This window comes from Streptomyces sp. NPDC001717 (assembly GCF_042892775.1).
GTDB lineage: Bacteria > Actinomycetota > Actinomycetes > Streptomycetales > Streptomycetaceae > Streptomyces.
The window spans coordinates 25,738-48,428 of the sequence record NZ_JBIAUK010000031.1 but is presented as its reverse complement, the minus strand read 5'-3'; the positions used below and the strand labels follow the sequence as shown (position 1 = coordinate 48,428).

The window sequence follows — 22,691 nt, the reverse complement described above, 5'->3', positions numbered from 1 at the left end:
CGGTTCATCGCACGCGCAGTTCACCCAGCCGCGCCCGCCAGTCCCGGGCGGCCGGCAGAGCCTCCCGCAGCGCGTCCACCGCCCGCTCGCGCCCCGCCAGCTGCGACTCGCGCAGCCGCAGCAGGGGCGCGAGCGCGTTCGTGGCCAGCAGGAACCGCTGGTTGACGACCGTCTCGGGCCTCCAGTGGTTCTTGTACGGCTCGTCGCCGCGCAGGAAGCTCACCACCGGGCGGCCGTCGGCCAGCGCCCGCCCCGCCTCGTGGCGCAGCAGCAGCGTCGCCACGTCCACCTTCCGGGCGCGCAGTTCCGGGTCGGCCCCGTACAGGTAGCCGCCGCTCAGGCCGGCCGACAGCAGCGTGACGTTGGACGCCACCACCTTCCCGTCCAGCCTGAACTCCGTCAGCCGGCCCTCCCCCGCCCGCACCATCCGCCGGGTGGCCCGGGTCAGGTGCTCGGCGAAGCGCGGCCGCAGGTGCTCGGGGGTCACCCCGCGGCCCCGCCACTGCTTCTCGTGCAGCCGCAGCAGCGTCCTTACGGCACGCGGTACTTCCTGCTCGGTGACCTCGTGCTCCTCGATCCCGACGGCGTCGGTCTTGCGCAGCTTGGCCCGTACCCGCTGGGCTCCGGAAGCCGGCATCCGCTTGACCAGCTCGTCGAAGGGCAGCGTGGGCAGTTCCATGCAGGTGGAGTCGGTGAGCAGGGCGCCGGTCCCCGGCCAGTGCTTGTACAGCTGCTCGACCGCGGCCCCGGGGCGGACCTCGCGCAGGTCGACGACCGCGCCCCGGGCGGCCCGGTGCAGCCCGCGGGCGAGCGCCGGGACGACCTCGTCGGCGTACTCGGCGGAGACGAGCACGTCGAACCAGTCGGTGATGGCGCCGCCGAGCGGCACCAGCAGCGGCATCGGACGGTGTACGAGCATCAGCGCGGCCGCGCCGACCAGCTCCTCGCCGCGCCGCACGAGGACGAGGCGCAGCCGGCCCTCCTTCCCGTACGACAGCCACCAGGAGTGCAGCCAGGCATGGCTCTGGAAGGGAGTGGCGGTGGGACAGGCGCGGACGAGCCGGTTCCACCGCCCCTCCAGGGCGGCGAACTGTCGGGGGTCTCGGCAGAGGGTCACCGACAAGGACGGCCCGGCGCAGGACCGGGTCATCGGACGGACTCCTTCTCCTTGGCGTCGGCGTGCTCACCCTGGGCCGGGAGCGAGGCGTACCCCTCCACGACCGGTTGCGCCTCCGCCCCTTCGGGGCGCCTGGTGCGGCCGCCGGGCCGGGCGAGCAGCCACAGCCCGCCGAGCAGGCCGCCGGCGCACAGCCCGACCGCGCCGCTGATGGCGGCGGAGGGGGAGGCGGGTTCGGTCGGGGCGACGGCCTGGCTGAACAGCAGCAGCTTCACCCCGGTGTTCTTGGTGGCCTGGTTGCTGCTCAGCGAGAGCGCGTCGGCGACGGCGTTCGCGATGTCGGCGGCGCCGGAGGGGCTCTTCGAGGTGCCGGTGATGGCGATCATCGGGGACTCGGGGGAGGTCTCGGCCCGCACCTGGGTCCGCAGCTGCCGGGCGCCGACACCCGCGCGGGGCTGGGCGTAGGCGAGGGTGGAACTGCTGGTGGCGATCCGGCCGTACGCCTGGGCGAAGCCGAGGGCGGTGGCGGGTTCGGTGGTGTCGTCCGGGACGGCGACGACGAAGCTGGTGGCGGCGTACTCGGGCGCCTTGAGCACCCCGTACGTCCCGCCGGCGGCCAGCCCGACCAGCGCGCAGGCGGGTAGCGGCCACCAGACCGGCACCCGGCGGCGGCTCGGCCGGCGCCGGCCGGAACGGTGTTCGGATTCCTTCGGATCAACGGCGTCGGCCATGTGCGTGCGCTCGCTTCCTGTGTGTCGGGGAGTTCTCTACGGGCCCTGCCGGGCCCCCTGCGGGGAGCTACGGGGCAACGCTCAACCGGTACCGCCCTGCCCGGACGCGGCCCCTTGCCGCCGCCCCGGCGGCAAGGGCAGCTCCGCTTGCCGTGCGGCATCCGGCACGGCCGGGCCCTGCGCCCCCCGGCCCGGCCCGGGCAGCCCGACCCCGGCCGGGGGCACGTCCGGGGCCACGTCCGGCCCCGCCGGCGTTTGAGGCGCGGGGTCCGGGGCGGAGCCCCGGGGGGTCCGCGCCCCCAACGGATCCGGTGCGGCCCCACCGGGGTCCGGGGCGGCGGCCCCGGAAGGGTTCAGGGCCAGGTCGTACACGTCCATGAGGAGGGCCGCGCTGCGGGCGATGTCGTAGTGGCGGGCCACCGACGGCACCGGCAACCGCTTCGCCCCCGCCTCCATGTGCCCCCGCAGCGCCGCGACGAGTTCCTCCGTGCCCGTACCGATGCGGCGCGCCCCCGGCGCCTGCACGGCCGGCAGGTCGTCGATGGCGGGGCAGGTCACGTGCAGCACGGGCAACCCCGCCGCCAGCGCCTCGACCACCGCCAGCCCGAACGCCTCCTCGCGCGACGGGGACACGAACACGTCCATCGCCGCCAGCAGCGCCGGGATCCCCGGGGTGCGTCCGTCCGCGCTGTCGCCCAGCGGGTCCCGCTCCCCCAGCAGGTGGATCCGGCTCTGCGCGCCCAGCTCCGCCGCCAGCCGGCGGAGCGCCGCCCGCTCCGGCCCGTCGCCCGCCAGCAGCAGGTGCGCGCCCGGCAGCGCCGCCACCGCCCGTACCAGTACGTCGAACCGCTTGCCCGGTACCAGCCGCCCGACCCCGCCGACCACGAAGGCGCGCTCCGGCAGCCCGGTCCTGGCCCGCGTGCCGCGCCGTACGCCCTCGTCGAAGCGGAAGCGGGCGGCCTCGATCCCGTTCGGGACGACGTGCACCCGCTCGGGCGGCACCCCCCACGCCTCCAGCCGGGCGGCCACCGTGTCGGACACCGCGACCGTCGCCGCGCCGAGCCGCTCGCCGGACAGGTACAGCCCCCGCACCCCCCGCGTCAGCGGCCGGCCCTCGATCTCGGCGTCCCCGAGGGAGTGTTCGGTGGCCACGATCGCCCCGACACCCGCGACGCGCGCCGCGAGACGCCCGTACACGCAGGCCCGGTACAGGTGCGTGTGCACGAGGTCGTACCGGCCGCGCCGGATGAACCGCACCAGCTTCGGCAGCGCCCCCAGGTCCCGGTTGCCGGTCATGCCCAGGTGCACGACCCGGACCCCGTCGGCGCGCAGCCCCTCGGCCACCGGCCCGGGGTTGGTCAGCGTCAGGACGTCGCAGCGCATCGGCAGGTGCCGCAACAGCAGCCGCAGTTGCTGCTCGGCGCCGCCGACGCCGAGTCCCGTGATGATGTGCAGGGCCTTCACGGCAGCACCACCCGTCGCAGTCCGCGCACCTGGTGGCGCAGCCGCTTCACGCGCAGTCGCGCGCCGCCGTCGGCCTGGCTGACGTGGGTGCGCGGCAGGGCGTACCGGCCGGCCAGCCGCCCGGGGTCGATGGCGCAGGCGTACCCGTACCCGGCGGCCCGGGTCGCCTCGACGACCCGGGTGTCGAGGTGCCCGTACGGGTAGCAGAACCCTTCGGGCAGCACTCCGGTGAGCTCGCGCAGCAGGTCGCGGCTGCCCCGCAGTTCCTGCTGGAGCACGTCGTCGGCGGCGGCGGTGAGGTCCTGGTGGAGCAGCCCGTGCGAGCCGATCTCCTGTCCGGAGTCGGCGATCTCGCGGACGCCCTCCGCGGTGAGCAGGGCCTTGCGGGGTCCCAGCGGGTCCCACACGTTGTCCACGCCGAGCCTGCCGGGCAGGACGAAGAGGGTGGCGGTGCAGTCGTGCCGGCGCAGCAGCGGCAGCGCACCGGTCAGGAAGTCGCCGTAGCCGTCGTCGAAGGTCAGCCCGACCAGCCCGGCGGCCCGCCCGGCGGCGCGGGCCCGCAGCAGTTCGCCGACGGACACCCCGCGCAGGCCGCGGGAGCGCAGCCACAGCAGCTGGGCCTCCAGTGCGACGGGCGTGACGGTGATGCCGTACGGGTCCTCGGCGGGGTCCGTGAACTCGGCGACCGAGTGGTACATCAGGACCCACGGCAAGGCGGTCCGGCGGGGTGGGTCCACCACGGCGGCGGGGGCCGTGTCGGTGTCAGCGGACATTGCGGAACCTCTGCGTGAGCTGGGAGATCTGAGCGGGCAGGGCGGTGACTTCGAGGGCGCGTATGGCCGTGCCGGTGGCTCCGAACATGGCCGGGACCAACAGGCAGCCGAGTGCGGCGCTGAGCAGCGGGTCGGGGATCATGGGCCCGGCGATCCAGCCGGTGGCGCCGGCCGCGACGGCGGCGACGCCGAGCCGCCCGATGCTGACGGCGACGCGGCGGACCTGGATGGCGACGATCCGGGAGCCGAGGCCGGTGAGCAGGAGGGCGGCGGTGGTGGTGATGCCGGCCGCGTTGGCGGCGGCGATGCCGTAGGTGCCCCACCAGCGGACGGCGAAGGCTCCGGCGACGATGTTGACGAGGAGTCCGGCGGCCATCGCGAACGCCGGGAACCAGGTGGGCCGGGCGGTCGAGAAGAACGGCCGGGACAGCGCCCCCACGAGGCAGTGGCCGAGGAGGCCGAGCCCGTACACCCGCATCACGGAGGCGGTGGCGAGGGTGTCCCGGTGCGTGAAGGCTCCGCGTTCGAAGAGCACTTGGATGATCTGGGGGGCGTAGCCGATGACGAGCGCGGTGCCCATGAGCACGGCGAGCGAGGCCAGTGCCAGGTCCCGTTCGACGCGGCGCCGGGCCTTCTCCCGCTCCCCGCCGGCCATGGCCTGGGCGACGACGGGGAAGGTGACGGTGCAGATCATCAGCGACAGCACCATCGGCATCTGCGCGACCTTCTGCGCGTAGTTCAGGTGCGAGATCGCCCCGGGCGGCAGGGAGGCGGCGAGGAACCGCTCGACGAGCACCTGCGACTGCCGGGACACCGCGAAGAAGATCACCGGTGCGATGACCCCGAAGGCGATGAGGGTGGGCCGGTCGCGGTCGCGCTGGCTGCGGGCGGCGCCCCGGCCGCGGGGCGTGCCGAAGCCGACGTTCCCGATGAAGGAGGGCAGTTGGACGAGGATCATCAGCAGCCCGCCGACGGCGACACCGGCCGCGGCGGCCCGGACCCCCCACAGGGCGTGGAGGGCGACCATCGTGCCGATGATGCCGATGTTGTACGAGACGTAGATCGCGGCGGGCGGCACGAAGGAGCGGTGCGCGCGCAGCGCCGCGCTGAAGTATCCGGCGATTCCGAAGGAGAGCACGGTCAGGGCGGTCAGCCGGGTGCACTGGACGGCGAGCCCGGGGTCGGGCAGACCGGGGGCGAGGACGGAGACGACGACCGGCGCGGCGAGGACGAGCAGCGCGGCGACCACGGCGAGGAACAGCGCGAGCCGCGGCAGGGTCGCCCCGACCAGCAGCCGTACGGGGTCCTGGGCGCGGGCCTCCTTGCGCGTGAGCCCGGTCCGGGCGGCGGCCCGCCGGGCCAGGGCGTGGCTGAACGCGGGCACCATCAGCAGGGCCATGGCGTCCTCGATGAGCAGCGTCGAGGCCATCTCGGGCACGGTCCAGGCGATCAGGAAGGCGTCGCTGTCGTGGCCGGCCCCGAAGAGGTGCGCGATGGTCTGGTCCCGCACCAGCCCGAACACCGCCCCGGCGGCGGTCAGCCCGGCGGTGACGGCCGCGGCCTTCGCCAGGAACCGCCCGAGCGGCTGGCTCCCACCGGGGGGCTCGGCTGGCGCGTCGGCGGGGGACCCGGCCGTGCGACCGTCCCGCCCGCCGCCCGCGGCGGTTTCCCCGGCCCGGCCGCCGCGGGCACCCATGGGCCCACCGGCCCAGGCGGAGATCCGCACGCTCCGCGGACCGGGATCACCGCCCGTGTAGCCGCCGGCGGCGTACCCCGCCGCCGTACCGTCGCCGGAGCCGGGTTCCGGCGTGCCCGGACCCTCGGCCGGCCTCGGCAGGCCGCCCGTCACGAACCCCGGGTCCGGGGCCGCCGGGACATGGGCGGGGCCCGCCCCGGCCGGGGGGCCGGAGGCGGGCCGCCAGGGCGTGGTGTCCGTCACGGGCCGTCCGCACCCGGAACGGCGCGCATGCCGGTGCGCCCGCCCGCGGCAGCGGCCGCACCCCCGCGCACTCCGCGGGTCCCGGAGGCCGCACCCGGCGAACCGCCGCCCCCCGGGGAGGGCAGCGCCCACCAGGCCGCCAGGCCGACGATCACACCGGTCAGGACCGTCGACGGCCCGCCGATGTCCGCGTACAGGAAGTCGATGAGCTGCCACACGAACAGCCCGACCGCGATCAACCCGCAGTCCCGCGTCCGCGCGTCGCCCCGCTCGCCCCCGCCGGGGGCGAGCCGGCTGAGGCCCGCCACCAGCAGCACCGCCCAGCCGCCCGCCAGCGCGGTCAGCCCGGTCAGTCCCTGCTCGCTGAGGACCAGGAGGTACATGTTGTGCGGGGAGAGCAGCGGCTGTCGCAGGAACGCCTGGCCCGCGCCCGCCGTGTCGCTGCCGGAGGACAGGCCCAGCGAGGAGTGCCCGTCCCGGTTGGCCGGGAAGCCCTTCAGCCCGACCCCGACCGCCGGCCGCTCGCGCCACATCGACTCGGCCGCGGCCCACATCGTGTAGCGGTCGGTCACCGACTGGTCGGGGGCGCTCGACACCTGGGTGATCGAGGCCAGCCGCTCGCCGACCATCTCGGAGCCGACGCCGAACCCGCCCACCAGGACCACCCCGACGGCGCACAGCGCGACGAGCACCTTCAGGGCCCGCCGGATCCCCGCCAGGACGATGACGAGCAGGGCCGCCCCCGAAGTGGCGATCCACGCGCCCCGGCTGAACGACAGCACCAGCGGCACCACCAGCAGCAGCGCGACGCCCCCGGCGGTCCGCCGGAACCGCGGCGCGAGCCCCGGCGAAAGGGCCAGCGCGGTCGCCGCGATCAGTCCGTACGCCACCACCGTGGCCATGCCCATGACGTCACCGGGGCCGAAGGTGCCCACGGCGCGGACGTCCTCGCCCTGGTACGAGGCCCCGGTGTGCGTCGCGTACTGCACGACCCCCAACGCGCCCTGCACCAGCGCCAGCACCACGAAGCACCCGGCGGCCAGCCGGAACTCGGCCGCGTCGCGCACCAGCAGCACGATCGCCGCCGGGACCAGGACGAAGACCTGGAGGTAGCGGACGAAGCCCGGCAGGGCCGCGTACGGGTCGCCCGCGGTCATCGTCGCCACCGCGAGGCCGACCCCGGGCGCCCCGAGCACGAGCACGCCGAGGGGGCTCAACTCCCGCACCCGGCCGCGCACCGCCTGCACGGCGCACACGAACACCAGCAGCAGCGAGGCCGCGTCGGCCGGGCCGACCTTCCCGGAGGCGGTCGCGTCCCCCGCCGGGAGCGGGGCGAGGAGGAACAGCACGGTCGCGGCGAGCGGCAGCAGCGGCCAGTGCCGCCGCAACAGCACCGGCAACGGCTCGCCGGGCCGCCGTACGCCCTCGAGGGACGGGGATACCGCGAGGCTCATCAGCTGCCCCCCAGCCGGAAGCGGAAGAAGGAGGCCGCGGTGCGGGCCAGGATCCACAGGTCCTGCCACAGCGACCAGGTGTCGATGTAGTGGTTGTCGAAGCGGGCCCGGTCCTCGATGGAGGTGTCCCCGCGCAGGCCGTTGATCTGGGCCAGGCCGGTGATGCCGACGGGCATCCGGTGCCGTGCCTCGTAGCCGGGGTGGACGGTGGAGAACTTGGCGACGAAGAAGGGTCGTTCGGGTCGGGGACCGACCAGGCTCATGTCACCCCGTACGACGTTCCACAGCTGTGGCAGCTCGTCCAGCGAGGACTTGCGCAGGAAGGAGCCGACGGCGCTCATCCGGCGGTCCCCCGCCACCGTCCACCGGGTGGCGGCCTCGTGCGCGTCGGCGCGCAGGGTACGGAACTTCAGCAGGGTGAAGGGCCGCCCGTACAGGCCGACCCGCTCCTGCCGGAAGATCACCCCCGGCCCGTCCCCGATCCGCACGGCGAGCGCGCAGGCGGCCATCACGGGCGCCGCAGCGGCCAGCGCGAGCAGCGCGAGCACGGCGTCGATGCCGCGCTTCGCCCAGCGCTCCGCCGGGCGTGCGGGACGCGGCATCAGGGGCTGCACGGCGTACCCCCACAGCTGGTCGGCGGGGCACGCCACCCGCATGCCGGTGACCTTGGCGGTGCCGGCCGGGTCGGCGAGCCAGAGCCGGCAGCCGTGGTCGTGGAAGAGCCGCACCAGGGAGGCGGTGTGCTCGTCGGCCTCGGGCGGACGCGTGAACACGGCGTGCCGGACGGAGTTCTGGATCACCGCGCGCCGGATGTCCTCGTGGGTGGCGAGCAGCGGCATCGCGCCGCCCTCCCCTTCGGCGGCGGCCTCGGTGTCGGCGATCCCCACCGGGCGCAGGCCGAACTCGGGGCGCCCGTGCAGGGCGGCGGCCACCGCGCCCGCCCCGGCGCCGGGTCCGACGACGAGGGCGGAGGCGGGCCTGCGCACGGCCGTGCGGCGCAGGCACTGGTTGACGAACCCGCGTCCCGCGCACGTCAGTACGGTCTGGAGGCAGACGGCGGTCAGCAGGACGTTCCATCCCAGGGCCCGGCCGGGGTCGACGGCGGCCCAGACCGCCGCGGCCGCGCACCACAGCACGGCGGACCGTCCTGCCAGCACGGGCAGTTCGAGGAGCGCGGAGGGGGCGAGCCGCGGCCGGTAGAGCCCGGCCTGCGCGTGCAGGGCGGCGAGGAGCAGGGCCATGGGAACGGCCACCCCGGCGGGCGGCGCCGGTGCGGGCAGCGCCGCCACGGTCAGTACGGCGGCCAGCGCGTCGGCGGTGAGCAGCGGGAGCACCCGCCCGCGGCGGCGGATCCGCTGCGGGCGCACGGCGGGCCGGGCCCGGTCGGCCTCGGGCCCGCGCGGGGGGTGGATGGCGGCCTGGGCCCGGCGTACTGCCGTGGTGCCCGCCGACCCGGGGCCGCCCTGCCCGGTGTGCCGCCTGGCGGGTGCGCTGTCCATCGTCATCGGGTGTTGCGCTCCTGGTTCAAGGGCCGGGGCCTGCCCAGCAGTTCGTGGTACAGACCGGTGACCGCGTCCGTGGTCCGCCGCACGTCGAAGTCGGTCCGGGCGTGCTGCCGTGCCTGCTCTCCGAGTTCGGCGAGCAGCCGCGGCTCGGCGAGCAGCCCTCCCAGGGCCTTGGCCAGGGCCGTCGGGTCCTCCGGCGGTACGAGGCACAGGCGTCCCTGGCCGGGCGGCAGGCTTTCCCGGGCCCCGCTGACGTCGGAGACCAGGACCGGGCGGCCGCAGGCCATCGCTTCGAGCGGGGCGAGCGCCATGCCTTCCCACCGTGACGGCAGTACAACGAGATCGGCGGCCCGAAGCCACGGTCGGATGTCCCGGGCGGCTCCCGCGAAGAGCACTCTCGTGCCCGACAGGGCCGCCGTGCGGCGCAGCCGTTCGGCGTCGGGGCCGTCACCGACGAGGGCGAGACGGGCGCCGGGGACGGTGGCGAGCAGCTCCGGCCAGGCGCGGAGCAGGACGTCCTGCCCCTTCTGTTGGCAGAGCCGGCCCACGCAGACGGCGAGGGGCCCGTCGCCCCGGAACGCGGCGGGCAGCGGCAGTCCGGCGCGGGCGAGGGCCTTGTCGTGGTCGGGATCGGGGTCGCCGGGGCGGAAGTGGTCGAGGTCCACGCCGTTGCGGATCACCGACCAGTGGGCGGCGATGCCCTCGGCCTCGCCGGCGCGGCGTTCGGCCTCGCTGACGCAGAGCACCCGGTCGGCCCAGCGGGCCCCGTACCTCTCCCATCGCAGGGCGAGGGCGGCGGTGGCCCCGCCGACGGCTTCGAAGGACCAGGCGTGGGGTTGGAAGACGGTGGGCAGGGCGCCGCGCGCGGCGAGCCGCCCGGCGAGGCCCGCCTTGGCGCTGTGTGCGTGCAGCACGTCGGGCCGCACGCGGCTCAGCAGCCGCCGGGCACCGAGGAGTTCGGCGGGCAGCGCCGGGCCGGGGGCCCGTCCGGCGCGCCAGGTGAGCACCTCGGCCCCGGCGGCCCGGGCGGCGTCGGCCAGGACGCCGCCGCGCGGGCAGCCGACGACGGTGCGCAGGCCTTCGGCGCTCTGGGCGCGGACGAGGTCGGTGACGACCCTGGCGACTCCGCCGTCGACGGGCTGGACGAGATGGAGGACGGTCGTGGGCCGTGCGGCCCGTGGCTGTGTGGGCACGTGGAGTGCTCCTACGTTCAGCGGCGCGCGTCTGTCTGAACGAAGAGCACACCGAGGAAATGACCCTGACTTTCGCCCTTGAACCCGAAGTTCAGGCTGCGGGCACCCCCGGACAGGGCGGGACTCAGGTCGAACACGTCCGCGTCATATCCGAGGTTGTTGATGTGTTCGGGCTGTCGCGCGAACGGGTGGTCCCCGAATTCCGTGATCGTGGAATTCATAACATCATTAAAAGGATTTTCCGCATCACCGATGGTCACCCGGCGCCCGCTGTCGGAGGTCACGGTGAGCGAGTCCCCGAGGACCCCGCGGTCCCCGTCGTAGCCGACCAGCCCGACCTTCCCCGCAGACCCGGGCGGCGCCGCCAGCCCGTCGACCTCGACGACCCCGTCGCCGGCCCGGGCCTCCAGCGCCTCGAAGCCGTCCCACAGCGAGATCCGGCGCAGCGGCTCCCTCGGGTGCTCGTACGCCACGACCAGCGTCCAGCCGCCCCAGGCCCCCACCTCGGAGTGGCCCATCGCGACGTTCAGCTGCGAGACCGTCCACACTCCGGCCCCGCCCTCGCGCACCATCGGGGTCACGTCGGCCGAGGCCTGGTAGGCATCGCTGCCGGCGTCCGTACGGTGGCCCATCACCGTGTCGGCGAGGACCTCCTTGTAGGCCCCGCCGGGCTCGGCGACCAGGACGCGGCCGTTGCCCTCCGGCGGCTTCTGCTCGCCCACCCGCAGGTTCCCGCCCCAGTAGAGGCGGGCGTACGAGACCCTCGCGCCCTGCGGGATCCGGAGGTCGGCCCGGGTGGAGTTGTAGGTGTCCGGGTCCGCGTCGACCTCGTTGTAGAACATCTCGAAGTCGCCGTTGACCCCCGCCGCCCCTCGCCCGACCTCCGCGCACGACACGGCCTGCGGGGACTCCTGCCTCCGGCAGCCGATGGCGGAGTTCGACGCCCGGACCAGCCCGCCGTGCAGCACGGCCTGGTAACGCTCGGTGAAGGGGACCCGGGGCAGTTCTTTCGGAGACGGGGCTCCCGAAGCCGGCGACACGGAAACGACCAGGCAGGACAGCAGACCGAGCGTGCCGAGGATTCTGCGGGAGGAACCCATGACGCAGTCTCCATTTTCGATCAACGGGACAAAACAGGAGTGCACTTTGTCAGAAATCGGGCTGGAAATCACGTCGGACTCGCTCGTACGGCCTTTCGGGCGATAACGCGCACCTTCCGGACCGGAACGTCGTTATGACTTGCACCATTGTTCGAACCGAAAGGAATTACGGAGATGAAGAAGAGGCTGGTGCGCGGCACCACCATGGCCGTCGCAAGCGCCGCGATGCTGATGGGCGGCGCGGGCCTCGCCTCCGCGCACGGTGGGGACGGCGCGGCAGCGGACGGCTTCGCCGGCGGCTCCCCCGGCGTCCTGTCCGGCAACCTGCTCCAGGTTCCGGTGGACGTCCCGGTGAACGTCTGCGGCAACACCGTGAACGTGATCGCCCTGCTGAACCCGGCGTTCGGCAACACCTGCGTGAACGCCTGACCGTCAACCGTGCCGCCCGAAACGGCTGCATCCGGGTGAAGCCACGCAACCCAAACCGGGGCCGGGCCGTTGATCCGGGTGCTCCACTACCGGGCAATCCTGCAAAAAAGGGACGACAATGATCAAGAAGATGATGGCCTCGGCCGCGGTTGCCGCCTCGGTCGTGGGCATGGGTGCGGCCATGGCGCCGCAGGCGATGGCGATCGGCAACGACCACGGCATCAACACCGTGAACGGCAACGGCGCCTCGCAGATCTACGGCAACCAGGCCACCTACGGCAACATGAGCCCGCAGATGGCCCTGATCCAGGGCTCCTTCAACAAGCCCTGCATCGCCCTGCCCGCGAAGGCCAACGTGCAGTCCGTGCTGGCCCTGGTCAACGTCGGCGTCCAGGACATCCCGGTCCTGTCCAGCCCGCAGAACCAGCAGTGCACCGAGAACTCCACGCAGGCCAAGGGTGACGAGGCCCTCTCGCACATCCTGGACAACATCCCGGTCCTCTCCGGCAACGCCTCCGCCGGCAGCTGACCGAGGCCCGTGCCAGCGAGGCCGCCGCACCTTCGGGTCGCGGCGGCCTCGCCGCTTGTGGGTTTCCGGCGCCCCTGATCGAAAAGGGATCTCCGTAAATCCACCGGCCCCCGGAACCGGAATTCGAGCAGGGCATCGGAGTGAATTCCCCGACGCTCGCCGAAAATCCCCGGTTTCTTTTCCCCCGGACACTCGTTGTTAATTCTGCAGTGGATACGCCTCTGCGGGAAGGATCGAAAACAAATGACGTACAAGAAGGCAGTGGTGCTGGCCGCCGGCGTTCTGATGGCTGCCGGTGCCGCCTCCCCCGCCATGGCCGACGCGGACGCCGCGGGTGTCGCGAAGGACTCCCCCGGCGTCCTCTCCGGCAACCTGCTCCAGGTTCCGGTGCACGTCCCGGTCAACGTCTGCGGCAACACCGTCAACGTGATCGCCCTGCTGAACCCCGCGTTCGGCAACACCTGCGTCAACGCCTGACGAAGCTCTTGTGCCCGCAAGGGCAACCTCCTCGAAGGTGGCCTCGGAGTGCACGGCGGTGCACTCCGAGGCCACCTTCGATTCAGCACCGGCGCCACCGCCGGTAGACAGGGAAGGACCCATGCGACAGGTACTGAGCCGACAGGTACTGGGCAAGGGGATGCTCACGGCCGCAGCCGCCTCGAGTCTGCTGTCGATCGCGACCGGTGCGGCCTACGCACACCCCGGAGCCACGGCCGAGGCCTCTCATTCGCCGGGTGTGCTGGCCGGCAACAGCGTCTCGGTACCGATCACCGTCGCGCCGAACGTGTGCGGCAACAGCGTGGACGCCGGGGCGGGACTCAACCCCGCGTTCGGCAACACGTGCGCCACCACGACCGGCTCCCACGCCGACGACGACCACGACTACTCGCGCTACCTCAGCCCCGAGAACGCCGAGGCCCTGGAGCGCTACCTCGACGAGCGCGAGGCCCGCCACCGCGTCCCGGAGCAGCGCCACGAATCCCCGGGCGACCGGGGCGGATACGGCCACTCCGAAGAGCAGCAGCCCCGGCACGACCAGGGCGGCTACGGCCACGCCGACGAGCGGCAGCAGCCGCCGCGCCACCAGCCCCGGCACGACCAGGGCGGCTACGGCGACTCCGACCGGCCGCAGGGCGAGGAGGAGTGCGACGACCACCCCCGCCCCGAGGCGGAGCACCCGGCCCCGGTACCCCACCCGGCGCCCCCCGCTCCCCCCAAGCCGCAGCCGCTGCCGCACCCCGTGGAGGAACTGCCGCCGCCGGCCCCGGTGGAGGAGGCCCCCAAGCCGCTCCCCGCCCCGGTGCCCGCACCGATCCCGGCCCCCGCGCCCGTCGAGGAACTCCCCGTACCGCCACCGGTCCCGGCGCCCCAGCCGCCCGTGGAGCAGGCACCCGCGCCGCTGCCCGCCCCGGCGCCCGTACCGGCACCGGTGGAGGAGGCCCCCCAGCCGCTCCCAGCCCCCGCGCCGCAGGTCCCCGCCCCCACTCCCGGCATGGAGGAGGGCCCCGCGCCGCGGCCGCCGCACGGCAGCCAGCCCGTGGAGCGCCCGGCCGACCAGCCCCCGGCCGCCCCCGCCGGCGACACCCCGGTCCACCTGCCCCCGACCCCGGCCACGGTCCCGGCCCCGCACGTCCCCGCGCCGGCGCCCGCACCCGTACCGGCTCCGGCACGGGTGACCGCGCCCATGCTGGCCGAGACCGGCGCGGGCCAGCCCGCGGCCGCGGCGGCCCTCGCGTCGGCACTGATCCTGGGCGGCGCCATTCTGTACCGGCGGTCCCGCATCGCCTGATCGTCAATCCCGGTAATACCGGTATTACCGGTAATCGGAAGAAACAGCGGCCGGAGAATCCCCATCGGATTCTCCGGCCGCTGTCATGTCCGCACTGTGTGCCCGCCCCCGTCGGCGTTTCCGTACGGGCAGGCGATCGTTACCCATGGAGAAAGCGGCGCGACGGTCGCCGCTGACACCTCTGTCCACGAAAAGAAGAGGATTTCGACAATGAAGCTCTCGAAGGTCGCCGCTGTGGTCGTCGGCTCCGTAGCCGCCCTCGGCGCCTCCGCCCCCGCCTTCGCCGCCGACACCCCGGCCGCGTCGATGCCCCCCATGAGCCTGACCGGCGGGGCGACGGAGGTGCTGAACGCCGTCAACCCCGTCAGTGAGGCGCTCCCGCAGACCGCCGGCAACGCGCTGGCCGAGCAGGGCGACGCCGTCAACAAGGTCGTGGGCACGGCGCAGAAGGTGAACAAGGTCCGCAACGACGTGCCCGGCACCGTCCTCGGGCTCGCCAACGGCGCCACCCAGACGACCCCGATGCTCGGCGGCGTCAAGCTCAACGGCGGCCGGGGCTGAGCCGCCCGGACAAGACCGTGGGCGCCACCGGCAAGGCCGGGGCGCCCACAGTCGGTTGAGCTGTCGAGCTGTCTGGCAGTCGTTCCGCAGACGTCAGTCGTTGACGCAGACGTTGCCGAACGCGGGGTTCAGCGCGCCGATGACGTTGACGGAGTTGCCGCAGACGTTGACCGGAACGTGGACCGGGACCTGGCCCAGGTTGCCGGACAGGACACCGGGGGAACCCACGGCCGCGCCTTCGGCCGACGAGTCGGCCATAGCGGAGCCGGCGGCACCAGCCGCAGCGAGACCAGCGGTGGCCAGGACCAGGGCGGCCTTCTTGGCAGAGTTCATGGGAAGTGCACCTTCTGTTCGATGTTCTGCCCCGAACCGGGGCTCACATCGAGCGAAACGGTCCAGCTTCCCGGACGACACGGCCTCCGGCCGAATCAAACCTGTTCAGCTCAATTGTCGTAGTCGTGTGACGGGCTCCAGGCGGCCTTCCCCGCGCCCCGCGCGCTCGGGAGATCGGGGATGTCGGGCAGCTCCGGCACCAGCTCCGCCGGAGGCTTGAGCGGCGTCGCCGGCAGCTCCGGCACCACCGTGTCGACCGGCGGGAGTTCCACGGGCAGCTTCGGGACTTCCACCGGCAGCTTCGGGACCTCCACCGGCAGCTCGGGGAGTTCGACCTCCGGAAGCTTGATCTCGGGAAGCTTGATCTCCGGGAGTTTGATCTCCGGGAGCTTCGGCAGCTCGATCGGCGGCAGCTTCACGCCGAGCAGGCCGCCCAGCGAGTTGAGGAGGTCCCCGATGGTCTTGGTGAGGCCGGAGAGGAGGTCGTCGATCGGGCCGGCCGCTGCCACCTGTTCCTCGACCTCTTCGATCTGCCGCTGGACGGCTGCCGATCGCCTGGCGATCTCGGCGGCGCCCTGACCGTCCGCGGCGCCCGCGGGGGCGGCCGCGCCGGTCAGTATGACGACGGCGAGGGCCGACGGGACGAGCATGCGGGCGCGGGACGGCTTGGTGCGGTGCATGGGTGTTCCTTCTGGTGGTGACATACAAGCGGACCAGAGCGGTCCGCTTCCTTACTCACCGTGCGAACACCTCGCACGGAGCGCAACCGGATCATGAACGGCTGAGGGGTGCGTACGGGCTTCGCGCACGCGTCCGCAGAAGGCTCACCCCCTCCGGGGAAAACCCCGCGGCACGCGGGCCGTTTGAGTGAAGCACCGGAACCAACCCCCTGGTGGGGCAGTTGACCAGGGCGCTCCATCAGCGGGCACTCGTGCGACTAAAGGATCAAGATGTTCAAGAAGTTCATGACCGCCGCCGCGGTCTCCGCCGTTGCGGTCGGCGCGGGCGCCGCTGCCGCTGCCCCGGCCATGGCCATCGGCAACGACAACGGCATCAACACCGTCAACGGCAACGGTGCCACGCAGGTCTACGGCAACCAGAAGACCCACGGCGACCAGAGCCCGCAGCTCGGCCTGGTCCAGGGCACCCTGAACAAGCCCTGCATCGGTCTGCCGGCGAAGGTCAACGCCCAGTCCCTGGTCGCCGTCCTCGCCAACGTCGGTGTCCAGGACATCAACGTCCTGTCCAACCCGCAGAACCAGCAGTGCACCGAGAACTCCACCCAGGCCAAGGGCGACGAGCCGCTCTCGCACATCCTGGACAACATCCCGGTCCTCTCGGGCAACGGCTCCGTCGGCAGCTGATCCCAGCCCCCGCGTCGAGCGACGAGGGCCCCGGCAGCGTCCAGCTGCCGGGGCCCTCGCGCGTTCGGCCGTGAGGGGCGGCGTCACCCGGTCCAGAAGTCCCACCACCGGGTGAGGACGAGCATCCCGATCACCCCGATGTGCAGGGCGGGCGGGGCCCAGGCGAACTCGGCGAAGAAACCGCGGACCGGGCCGGGGGCGGGGAGCGCGCCCGTACGGACGTTGTGCGCGGTGACCGCCCAGAACATCAGCAGCGTCGCCAGCCAGGCCAGGCAGCACCACAGACAGAGCGCGTTGATCTCGTACAGCGACTGGATCATCAGCCAGGTGCAGAAACCGACGCCGAAGACCGTGCCCGCGTGCAGGCCGAGCCAGAACCAGCCGCGGTAGCGGGCACCGGCCAGGACGCCCGCGGCCACGCACACCACGACACCGTACGAAACCAGCCCGAGCATGGGGTTGGGGAAGCCGAACGCGTGCGCCTGCTCGCTCTGCATCACGCTGCCGCAGGAGACCACCGGATTGAGACTGCACGCCGGCTTGAAGTCGGGGTCCTCCAACAGGAGGAACTTGTCGAGGGTGATGACCCAGGAGGCGAGGAGTCCGGCCGCCCCGGTGAGGACCAGCAGCCAGGCCAGGCCCTTTGAAGCCGGCACCGCACCTTCGGGCCCGCTCTCGTGTCGACTGTCGGGCCGTCCCTGTTGGCGCGGGACGCCCACTGTATTCGTTGCCATGCGGCCCATAGTCCCGCGCTCCATCACAGAGCGGGCCGAACCATGCGCATCCGTACGCAAGTTGACCTGAAGGTGTGGTGGGAACCACTGATGGTTCCCGGACGTTTTACCGAACCCCGGACGTTGTGCCAGAGCCAGGGGCTACGTTGAGCATCCGCGAAGTGACTAGCTGCGACGGCCTGGAGACCCACCTTGAGCGATCCGTACGAGACAACCGAGGCGCACCTCGACCGCCTCCTGGGCCGCACCCTCAACTCCTTCGACCTCCCCGACGGGTTGGTCGAACGCCTCGGCGCGGCGCTCGCCCACAGCTCTTCGCTGTACACCACCCACCACAGCCCGGCGACGGGGCTGTGGCGGGAGACCCACCGGCACACCTACCTGCTGGCGAACGGCGGTTCGGTCTCCCTGTGGGAGCTGACGTACCGGCGCGGCGAGGGCGACCGCACGGTCCGGCACGAGGTCTTCGCCAGCAAGGCGGAGACCTGCCTGGCCGTGGCCCGGGTGTTCGGCCGGGACGCGGCGGACGCGACGCTGGATCCGGCGCTGCTGCCGGGCGACGAGGAGCCGGAGAACGACGTGGCCGTGCTGACCGCGTTGTTCGCGGGCACGGCCCCCGCGCAGCGGCACCGGGAGTACGCGGTGGAGCAGTCCGCCGACCACGCCCGGCGGGTCCTGCGCCGCGCGGAGAACCCGGACCGGCCCGGCGAGGAAGTGGCGGCGCTGCTGCGGTCGGCGTACGCGCACCACATCACGCAGGCGTTCGGCAGCGCCCGGCAGTGCGGCCCCGACGGGCGGGACGCGGGCTTCAGCCTGTACGAGCACGCCTTCGTGCTCCTGGACGGTACGGAGTTCAGCCTCTGGGAGGTCGAGCACACGGCCACGCCGGACGGGCGGCACATGTGCGAGGTGTACGACGACGAGGCGGCGGCGCGCGGAGCGATGGAGCACCGCCCCCGGGTCCGCTGACTCCGGGCCCGGTACGGGCGCGGGGCGCGCCTACCGGCCCGGGGCGATCCCCCGCTTCGGGTCAGGGCGTCGCGGGTTCGGACAGGAGGAGGTCCGGGAGCGGGTCCCGGGTGGTGCGGATCGCCTCGGGGTCCAGGTCCGCCGGGGTCGGCATGGCGCTGCCGGGGAGCCGGACCGCGGCCGCGCCGTGGGCCAGGGCCGAGGCGAGCGCGGTCGGGCCGGCGCCTCCCGCGACGAGGAATCCGGCCAGGGCCGCGTCGCCCGCGCCGACGTTGCTGCGGACCCGGTCCGCGGGCACCCGCGCGGTGCCGTAGTGGACGCCGTCCTCCTCGACCAGAAGCTGGCCGTCGGCGCCCAGTGAGGCGAGCACGGCGCCCGCGCCCAGCGAGCGCAGCTCCTGCGCCGCGTCGAGCACCTCGCCCAGCGTGGACAGCGGGCGGCCCACCGCCGCGGCCAGTTCGGCGGCGTTCGGCTTGACGACGTCGGGACGGCCCGGGAGCGCCGCGAGCAGCGCCGGGCCGGAGGTGTCCAGGGCCACGCGGGCGCCGCCTTCGTGCGCACGGGCGACGAGGTCCGCGTACCACCGGGGTTCGAGGCCGCGCGGGAGGCTGCCGCAACAGGCGATCCACCGTGCGCCGCCGGAGCAGCCGTGGACGGTGCCGAGGAGGAGGGCGGACTCCGTCGGGGTGAGCTCCGGGCCGGGCGTGTTGATCTTGGTGAGGGTGCCGTCGGGTTCGACGAGGGAGATGTTCGACCGGGTCTGGCCGGAGATGGAGATCGCGGTGACGTCCACGCCCTGTGCGCCGAGGAGTTCGGCGAGCAGGGCGCCCGGGGCGCCGCCGAGCGGGAGGACCGCCGTCGTGCGGTGGCCCGCGGCGGCCACCGCGCGGGAAACGTTGACGCCCTTGCCCCCGGGGTCGACCCGGTCGCCGGTGGCGCGCAGGACCGCGCCGCGGGCGAGCGAGGGGACCTCGTACGTCCGGTCCAGGGAGGGGTTGGGCGTGACGGTGAGGATCATACGAGCACAACTTCCGTACCGGCGGCCTCGATCGCCGCCTTGTGGGCGGGGGCGAGCCCCGTGTCCGTGATGAGCAGGTCTATGTCCGCGAACGAGCCGAAGCGCGCGAAGTGCTCCTGTCCGGCCTTGGCGGAGTCGGCGAGCAGGACGACCCGGCGGGCGGCGGCGATCGCGGCGCGCTTGACGGCGGCCTCGGCGAGGTCGGGGGTGGTCAGCCCGCCCGAGGCGCTGAAGCCGTTCGTCGCGAGGAAGAGGACATCGGCGCGGATCTCGGCGTACGCGCGCAGCGCCCAGGCGTCGACGGCGGCGCGGGTGCGGTGGCGGACCCGGCCGCCGACGAGGTGGAGGTCGATCCCGGTGTGGTCGGCGAGGCGGGCGGCGACGGGCAGCGCGTGGGTGACCACGGTGAGCGCCGCCTCGACGGGGATGACGGCGGCGAGGCGGGCGATGGTGCTGCCCGCGTCGAGGACGACGCTGCCGCCGCCGGGGAGTTCGGCGAGGGCGGCGGCGGCGATGCGGTCCTTCTCGTCCGCCGCGGTGGCTTCGCGTTCGGTGAGGTCGGGTTCGAAGTCGAGGCGGCCGGCCGGGATGGCGCCGCCGTGGACCCGGCGGACCAGGCCGGCCCGGTCGAGGGCCTTGAGGTCGCGGCGTACGGTCTCGGCCGTCACCCGGAAGCGGTCGGCGAGGGAGAGCACGTCGACCCGGCCCACCTCGCGGGCGAGGCGGAGGATCTCCTGCTGGCGCTCCGGCGCGTACATGTGGGTTTACGTCCGTTCCATGCCCGAATGCGTGGACCCATTCACCATACGTCCGATTTCGGACGCCAACAAAGAGAAACGGACGCGCCCGCCGGTGAGGGCGGGCGCGTCCGTGAGCCGGGGCGGGTTTCGCTAGGCGACCGGGGTGGGGGTCTTCTCGGCTTCGGGTTCGGCGGGGGCGGTGTACTCGGAGCCGCCCTCGCGCTGCTCCATCGGGATCGGCTTGCGCGGCAGCAGGAACATCACCGCGCAGATCACGACCAGCACGGCCGCGATCGACCACAGCGCGCTGCGGAAGGCCTCGACGTACTGCGGGCCGAAGACCGTGTCGTCCTCGATCAGCCCGAAGAAGACGACCGAGGTCAGGGCGAGGCCCAGGGCGTTGCCCATCTGGCCGGTGGTGTTGATCAGGCCGGAGGCGGAGCCGGCGTGCTCGCGCGGCACCTCGGACAGCGTCGTGTCGTTGAGCGGCGCCACGATCAGGCCCATGCCGATGCCCATGAGGACCAGCGGGGCCGCCATCTGCCAGGAGGCGATCTCCATGCCGTAGTGCGCGGACTCCCAGATGTACAGGAGCAGGCCCGCGGCCATGGTCAGCGCGCCGGCCTGGAGCACCTTGCGGCCGAAGCGCGGCACGAGCTTGCCGACGGAGATGCCCGCGGCGGCCGAGACGGAGAGGGAGAAGGGGATGCCGGTGAGGCCGGCGTGCAGGGCGCTCCAGCCGAGGCCCAGCTGCATGTACAGCGTCCAGACCAGGAAGAAGATGCCGGTCGCGATGCCGAAGGTCAGCTGGACGGCGATACCGCCGGCGAAGCTCTTGACCTTGAAGAGGGAGAGCTCGACGAGCGGGGACCCGTCCTTCTTGATCTTGTACTTCTCGTAGGCGATGAACGCGGCGAAGACGAACGGCGACGCGATCATGCAGACGAAGCCCCACAGCGGCCAGTCGTTCTCACGGCCCTGGGTGAGCGGGAAGATCAGCATGACCAGGGCGAGGGTCGCGAGGACGACGCCGACGAGGTCGAGGCGCAGGGCCTTGGGGGCCTTGGACTCGCTGATGAACATGCGGCCGAGGATCACGGCCGCGATGCCGACCGGCAGGTTGATCAGGAAGATCGGTCGCCATTCGAGGCCGAGGATGTTCCACTCGCTGAGCAGCGCGCCGAGCATCGGACCCGAGACGGCGCCGAGGCCCACGATCGCGCCGAACATGCCGAAGACCTTGCCGCGCTCGTGCGGCGGGAAGGTGACGTGGATGATCGCCAGGACCTGCGGGACCATCATGGCCGCCATCCCGCCCTGGAGCAGGCGGGAGGCGACGAGCATGCCCGGGTTGGCAGCGATGCCGCAGAGCAGCGAGGCGGCGGTGAACCCCGCGACACCGATGAGGAAGAGGCGCTTGCGACCGTAGATGTCACCGAGACGGCCGCCGGTGATCAGACCGGCGGCGAAGGCGAGGGCGTAGCCGGCGGTGATCCACTGGATCGCGCTGGTGGACGCGCCGAGGTTCTCGCGCATGCTGGGGATGGCTATGTTGACGATCGTGACGTCGACCAGGTCCATGAAGGTCGCGGTCATCACGATGGCGAGTGCCAGCCAGCGGCGGCGGTCCGCCTGCGTGGTCGCGGGTGTCGTCGCCTCGCTCCGCTCTTCTCGTACGGGCCCGCTCGGTCTCTCGGGCGATGTCTTGGACGTCTCGGTGCTCATGAGGAGAAACCTAGACGGGATGTAGGTCAGGGCGTGTCCTCTTTCGCCGGCAACCTGGTGCCATGACCGACACACCGGCACGGCTGCTCTCCCTGCTGTCCCTCCTCCAGACCCCGCGCGAATGGCCGGGGAGCGAACTGGCGCAGCGGTTGCGGGTCAGCGCGCGGACCATCAGGCGGGACATCGAGCGGCTGCGGGAGCTGGGGTACCCGGTGGAGGCCACGCTGGGCGCGGAGGGCGGCTACCGGCTGGTGGCCGGAGCCGCGATGCCGCCGCTGCTCCTCGACGACGAGGAGGCGGTGGCGATCGCGGTGGGGCTGCGGGCGGGGGCCGGGCACGCGGTCGACGGGATCGAGGAGGCCTCCGTACGCGCTCTGGCGAAGCTGGAGCAGGTGCTGCCGTCGCGGCTGCGGCACCGGGTGGGCGCGCTGCAGTCCGCGACGACCGCGCTGACGCGGGGGGACGGGGCGAGCGTGGACCCTCGGACGCTGACGACGATGGCCTCGGCGGTGGCGGGGCCGGAGCGGCTGCGGTTCGCGTACCGGGCGGCGGACGGGGCGGAGTCGCGGCGGCTGGTGGAGCCGTACCGCCTCGTCAGCACGGGAAGCCGGTGGTACCTGGTGGCGTACGACATGGAGCGCGAGGACTGGCGGACGTTCCGGGTGGACCGGGTGCGGGAGCCGTTCGCGACGGGTGCGCGGTTCGCTCCGCGGGAGCTGCCGATGGACGCGGAGGAGTTCGTACGGCGCGGGTTGCGGGGCGGGGGGACGTATGAGGTGGAGGCCGCCTTCGAGGCGCCGGTGGAGCAGCTGCCGCCGTGGCTCCGGACCTTCGCCCTGCCGGGCGGGGGGCGGCGGGAGACCGTGGTCCGCTTCGAGACGGGGGACGCGCCGGAGTGGATGGCGGCGAGGCTCGCCCTGATCGGCCTCCCCTTCACGGTCCGGGAACCGGCGCAGCTGCGGGTCGCGGCGGGTGCGCTCGGCGCGCGACTTGCGGGCTCGGTGGGCCCGGCCGACTGATATCCCGCACCGCTGAAGCCACACGTCCGGGTGTGGTACCGCTGCCGCTGGCGAGGGGCCTGCCCCCGGCCCCCCGGTCCTCAATCGCCGGACGGGCTGGTGTTGCCTCCGGCGGGGGGGGGGGGGCGGGGCGGGGGGGGGGGGGGGGGGGGGGGGGGGGGGGGGGGGGGGGGGGGGGCGCCGCGCCCCCCCCCCGGGGGCGCCG

General features: G+C 73.6%; 23 protein-coding genes. 8 read left to right on the top strand and 15 right to left on the bottom strand.

Annotated elements, in window-relative coordinates:
* Window positions 1–4: 4 nt before the first annotated feature.
* The 9 genes from ACFYZL_RS33240 to ACFYZL_RS33200 all read right to left on the bottom strand — a co-directional run bounded on the left by ACFYZL_RS33240 (window position 5) and on the right by ACFYZL_RS33200 (window position 11,276).
* Window positions 5–1,150: a GNAT family N-acetyltransferase gene (locus ACFYZL_RS33240; RefSeq protein ID WP_388684174.1), complete on the bottom strand. Its 1,146-nt coding sequence runs from the start codon at window positions 1,148–1,150 to the stop codon at window positions 5–7.
* Window positions 1,147–1,848: a lipopolysaccharide biosynthesis protein gene (locus ACFYZL_RS33235; protein ID WP_384746750.1), complete on the bottom strand. Its 702-nt coding sequence runs from the start codon at window positions 1,846–1,848 to the stop codon at window positions 1,147–1,149. The genes ACFYZL_RS33240 and ACFYZL_RS33235 overlap by 4 nt, the downstream gene beginning before the upstream one ends.
* An 81-nt stretch (window positions 1,849–1,929) precedes the next feature.
* Window positions 1,930–3,312, bottom strand: a complete 1,383-nt coding sequence (locus ACFYZL_RS33230) for a glycosyltransferase (RefSeq protein ID WP_388684171.1) — start codon at window positions 3,310–3,312, stop codon at window positions 1,930–1,932.
* Window positions 3,309–4,085, bottom strand: coding sequence for a polysaccharide deacetylase family protein (locus ACFYZL_RS33225; RefSeq protein ID WP_388684169.1), 777 nt, complete (start codon window positions 4,083–4,085; stop codon window positions 3,309–3,311). Before ACFYZL_RS33225 ends, ACFYZL_RS33230 begins: the two co-directional genes overlap by 4 nt.
* Complete coding sequence (murJ, locus tag ACFYZL_RS33220) at window positions 4,075–5,781, bottom strand: murein biosynthesis integral membrane protein MurJ (RefSeq protein ID WP_384757200.1); 1,707 nt, start codon at window positions 5,779–5,781, stop codon at window positions 4,075–4,077. Before murJ ends, ACFYZL_RS33225 begins: the two co-directional genes overlap by 11 nt.
* Window positions 5,782–6,020: 239 nt before the next feature.
* The gene (locus ACFYZL_RS33215; protein WP_388684166.1) at window positions 6,021–7,478 is read right to left on the bottom strand and encodes an O-antigen ligase family protein; all 1,458 of its coding nucleotides are present in this window, start codon (window positions 7,476–7,478) and stop codon (window positions 6,021–6,023) included.
* Window positions 7,478–8,983, bottom strand: a complete 1,506-nt coding sequence (locus ACFYZL_RS33210; RefSeq protein ID WP_384757185.1) for an exopolysaccharide biosynthesis polyprenyl glycosylphosphotransferase — start codon at window positions 8,981–8,983, stop codon at window positions 7,478–7,480. Before ACFYZL_RS33210 ends, ACFYZL_RS33215 begins: the two co-directional genes overlap by 1 nt.
* Window positions 8,980–10,176: a glycosyltransferase gene (locus ACFYZL_RS33205; protein ID WP_384757188.1), complete on the bottom strand. Its 1,197-nt coding sequence runs from the start codon at window positions 10,174–10,176 to the stop codon at window positions 8,980–8,982. Before ACFYZL_RS33205 ends, ACFYZL_RS33210 begins: the two co-directional genes overlap by 4 nt.
* Before the next feature lie 17 nt (window positions 10,177–10,193).
* The gene (locus ACFYZL_RS33200; protein ID WP_388684163.1) at window positions 10,194–11,276 is read right to left on the bottom strand and encodes a DUF3344 domain-containing protein; all 1,083 of its coding nucleotides are present in this window, start codon (window positions 11,274–11,276) and stop codon (window positions 10,194–10,196) included.
* A gap of 174 nt (window positions 11,277–11,450) precedes the next feature.
* Between ACFYZL_RS33200 and ACFYZL_RS33195 the strand changes: the two genes are divergently transcribed.
* The 5 genes from ACFYZL_RS33195 (at window position 11,451) to ACFYZL_RS33175 (ending at window position 14,584) form a co-directional block, all read left to right on the top strand.
* A complete protein-coding gene (locus ACFYZL_RS33195) occupies window positions 11,451–11,705 on the top strand; it encodes a chaplin (RefSeq protein WP_384757194.1) in 255 nt (84 codons plus the stop codon).
* 118 nt (window positions 11,706–11,823) lie between these two features.
* The gene (locus tag ACFYZL_RS33190) at window positions 11,824–12,234 is read left to right on the top strand and encodes a rodlin (RefSeq protein WP_376661546.1); all 411 of its coding nucleotides are present in this window, start codon (window positions 11,824–11,826) and stop codon (window positions 12,232–12,234) included.
* Between the two features lie 243 nt (window positions 12,235–12,477).
* Window positions 12,478–12,711 (top strand): chaplin, encoded by a 234-nt coding sequence (locus ACFYZL_RS33185; protein WP_384757197.1) that lies wholly within the window; start codon window positions 12,478–12,480, stop codon window positions 12,709–12,711.
* 121 nt (window positions 12,712–12,832) lie between these two features.
* Window positions 12,833–14,023 carry a chaplin gene (locus tag ACFYZL_RS33180; RefSeq protein ID WP_388684158.1) on the top strand — a complete coding sequence of 397 codons (1,191 nt, stop codon included), beginning with the start codon at window positions 12,833–12,835 and terminating at the stop codon, window positions 14,021–14,023.
* A 210-nt stretch (window positions 14,024–14,233) separates the two neighbouring features.
* The gene (locus ACFYZL_RS33175) at window positions 14,234–14,584 is read left to right on the top strand and encodes a hypothetical protein (protein ID WP_384757406.1); all 351 of its coding nucleotides are present in this window, start codon (window positions 14,234–14,236) and stop codon (window positions 14,582–14,584) included.
* 93 nt (window positions 14,585–14,677) lie between these two features.
* Here the strand turns inward: ACFYZL_RS33175 and ACFYZL_RS33170 are convergent, their stop codons facing one another.
* The gene (locus tag ACFYZL_RS33170; protein ID WP_384595498.1) at window positions 14,678–14,917 is read right to left on the bottom strand and encodes a chaplin; all 240 of its coding nucleotides are present in this window, start codon (window positions 14,915–14,917) and stop codon (window positions 14,678–14,680) included.
* A gap of 110 nt (window positions 14,918–15,027) precedes the next feature.
* A complete protein-coding gene (locus tag ACFYZL_RS33165) occupies window positions 15,028–15,597 on the bottom strand; it encodes a hypothetical protein (protein WP_384757402.1) in 570 nt (189 codons plus the stop codon).
* 270 nt (window positions 15,598–15,867) lie between these two features.
* Between ACFYZL_RS33165 and ACFYZL_RS33160 the strand changes: the two genes are divergently transcribed.
* Entirely contained in the window at window positions 15,868–16,281 is a 414-nt protein-coding gene (locus ACFYZL_RS33160; RefSeq protein ID WP_384757399.1) for a rodlin, read from the top strand.
* An 83-nt stretch (window positions 16,282–16,364) separates the two neighbouring features.
* Here the strand turns inward: ACFYZL_RS33160 and ACFYZL_RS33155 are convergent, their stop codons facing one another.
* Window positions 16,365–17,015, bottom strand: coding sequence for a vitamin K epoxide reductase family protein (locus tag ACFYZL_RS33155; RefSeq protein ID WP_388684153.1), 651 nt, complete (start codon window positions 17,013–17,015; stop codon window positions 16,365–16,367).
* Window positions 17,016–17,207: 192 nt separating this feature from the next.
* Between ACFYZL_RS33155 and ACFYZL_RS33150 the strand changes: the two genes are divergently transcribed.
* Window positions 17,208–17,984 carry a DUF6227 family protein gene (locus ACFYZL_RS33150; RefSeq protein ID WP_388684150.1) on the top strand — a complete coding sequence of 259 codons (777 nt, stop codon included), beginning with the start codon at window positions 17,208–17,210 and terminating at the stop codon, window positions 17,982–17,984.
* Between the two features lie 61 nt (window positions 17,985–18,045).
* Here ACFYZL_RS33150 and pfkB read toward each other — a convergent pair whose 3' ends face one another.
* The 3 genes from pfkB to ACFYZL_RS33135 all read right to left on the bottom strand — a co-directional run bounded on the left by pfkB (window position 18,046) and on the right by ACFYZL_RS33135 (window position 21,467).
* Window positions 18,046–19,002, bottom strand: coding sequence for a 1-phosphofructokinase (gene pfkB / locus ACFYZL_RS33145; protein ID WP_388684147.1), 957 nt, complete (start codon window positions 19,000–19,002; stop codon window positions 18,046–18,048).
* The gene (locus tag ACFYZL_RS33140) at window positions 18,999–19,760 is read right to left on the bottom strand and encodes a DeoR/GlpR family DNA-binding transcription regulator (protein ID WP_388684144.1); all 762 of its coding nucleotides are present in this window, start codon (window positions 19,758–19,760) and stop codon (window positions 18,999–19,001) included. The genes pfkB and ACFYZL_RS33140 overlap by 4 nt, the downstream gene beginning before the upstream one ends.
* Before the next feature lie 132 nt (window positions 19,761–19,892).
* On the bottom strand, window positions 19,893–21,467 hold the full coding sequence (locus tag ACFYZL_RS33135) for an MFS transporter (protein WP_384757384.1): 1,575 nt from the start codon (window positions 21,465–21,467) through the stop codon (window positions 19,893–19,895).
* 62 nt (window positions 21,468–21,529) lie between these two features.
* On the opposite strand from ACFYZL_RS33135, the gene ACFYZL_RS33130 reads away from it, so the two are divergent.
* Window positions 21,530–22,486 (top strand): helix-turn-helix transcriptional regulator, encoded by a 957-nt coding sequence (locus ACFYZL_RS33130; protein WP_384757381.1) that lies wholly within the window; start codon window positions 21,530–21,532, stop codon window positions 22,484–22,486.
* Window positions 22,487–22,691: the final 205 nt, after the last annotated feature.

What these genes read in the sequence shown, in the direction of transcription:
- ACFYZL_RS33180 (WP_388684158.1), top strand. Translation starts at nt 12,833, where the DNA reads ATGCGACAGGTACTGAGCCGACAGGTACTGGGCAAGGGGATGCTCACG.
- ACFYZL_RS33140 (WP_388684144.1), bottom strand. Translation starts at nt 19,760, where the DNA reads ATGTACGCGCCGGAGCGCCAGCAGGAGATCCTCCGCCTCGCCCGCGAG.
- ACFYZL_RS33200 (WP_388684163.1), bottom strand. Translation starts at nt 11,276, where the DNA reads ATGGGTTCCTCCCGCAGAATCCTCGGCACGCTCGGTCTGCTGTCCTGC.
- ACFYZL_RS33190 (WP_376661546.1), top strand. Translation starts at nt 11,824, where the DNA reads ATGATCAAGAAGATGATGGCCTCGGCCGCGGTTGCCGCCTCGGTCGTG.
- murJ (WP_384757200.1), bottom strand. Translation starts at nt 5,781, where the DNA reads ATGGGTGCCCGCGGCGGCCGGGCCGGGGAAACCGCCGCGGGCGGCGGG.
- ACFYZL_RS33235 (WP_384746750.1), bottom strand. Translation starts at nt 1,848, where the DNA reads ATGGCCGACGCCGTTGATCCGAAGGAATCCGAACACCGTTCCGGCCGG.
- ACFYZL_RS33215 (WP_388684166.1), bottom strand. Translation starts at nt 7,478, where the DNA reads ATGAGCCTCGCGGTATCCCCGTCCCTCGAGGGCGTACGGCGGCCCGGC.
- ACFYZL_RS33210 (WP_384757185.1), bottom strand. Translation starts at nt 8,983, where the DNA reads ATGACGATGGACAGCGCACCCGCCAGGCGGCACACCGGGCAGGGCGGC.
- ACFYZL_RS33130 (WP_384757381.1), top strand. Translation starts at nt 21,530, where the DNA reads ATGACCGACACACCGGCACGGCTGCTCTCCCTGCTGTCCCTCCTCCAG.
- ACFYZL_RS33185 (WP_384757197.1), top strand. Translation starts at nt 12,478, where the DNA reads ATGACGTACAAGAAGGCAGTGGTGCTGGCCGCCGGCGTTCTGATGGCT.
- ACFYZL_RS33155 (WP_388684153.1), bottom strand. Translation starts at nt 17,015, where the DNA reads ATGGCAACGAATACAGTGGGCGTCCCGCGCCAACAGGGACGGCCCGAC.
- ACFYZL_RS33135 (WP_384757384.1), bottom strand. Translation starts at nt 21,467, where the DNA reads ATGAGCACCGAGACGTCCAAGACATCGCCCGAGAGACCGAGCGGGCCC.
- pfkB (WP_388684147.1), bottom strand. Translation starts at nt 19,002, where the DNA reads ATGATCCTCACCGTCACGCCCAACCCCTCCCTGGACCGGACGTACGAG.
- ACFYZL_RS33160 (WP_384757399.1), top strand. Translation starts at nt 15,868, where the DNA reads ATGTTCAAGAAGTTCATGACCGCCGCCGCGGTCTCCGCCGTTGCGGTC.
- ACFYZL_RS33195 (WP_384757194.1), top strand. Translation starts at nt 11,451, where the DNA reads ATGAAGAAGAGGCTGGTGCGCGGCACCACCATGGCCGTCGCAAGCGCC.
- ACFYZL_RS33175 (WP_384757406.1), top strand. Translation starts at nt 14,234, where the DNA reads ATGAAGCTCTCGAAGGTCGCCGCTGTGGTCGTCGGCTCCGTAGCCGCC.
- ACFYZL_RS33225 (WP_388684169.1), bottom strand. Translation starts at nt 4,085, where the DNA reads ATGTCCGCTGACACCGACACGGCCCCCGCCGCCGTGGTGGACCCACCC.
- ACFYZL_RS33240 (WP_388684174.1), bottom strand. Translation starts at nt 1,150, where the DNA reads ATGACCCGGTCCTGCGCCGGGCCGTCCTTGTCGGTGACCCTCTGCCGA.
- ACFYZL_RS33170 (WP_384595498.1), bottom strand. Translation starts at nt 14,917, where the DNA reads ATGAACTCTGCCAAGAAGGCCGCCCTGGTCCTGGCCACCGCTGGTCTC.
- ACFYZL_RS33165 (WP_384757402.1), bottom strand. Translation starts at nt 15,597, where the DNA reads ATGCACCGCACCAAGCCGTCCCGCGCCCGCATGCTCGTCCCGTCGGCC.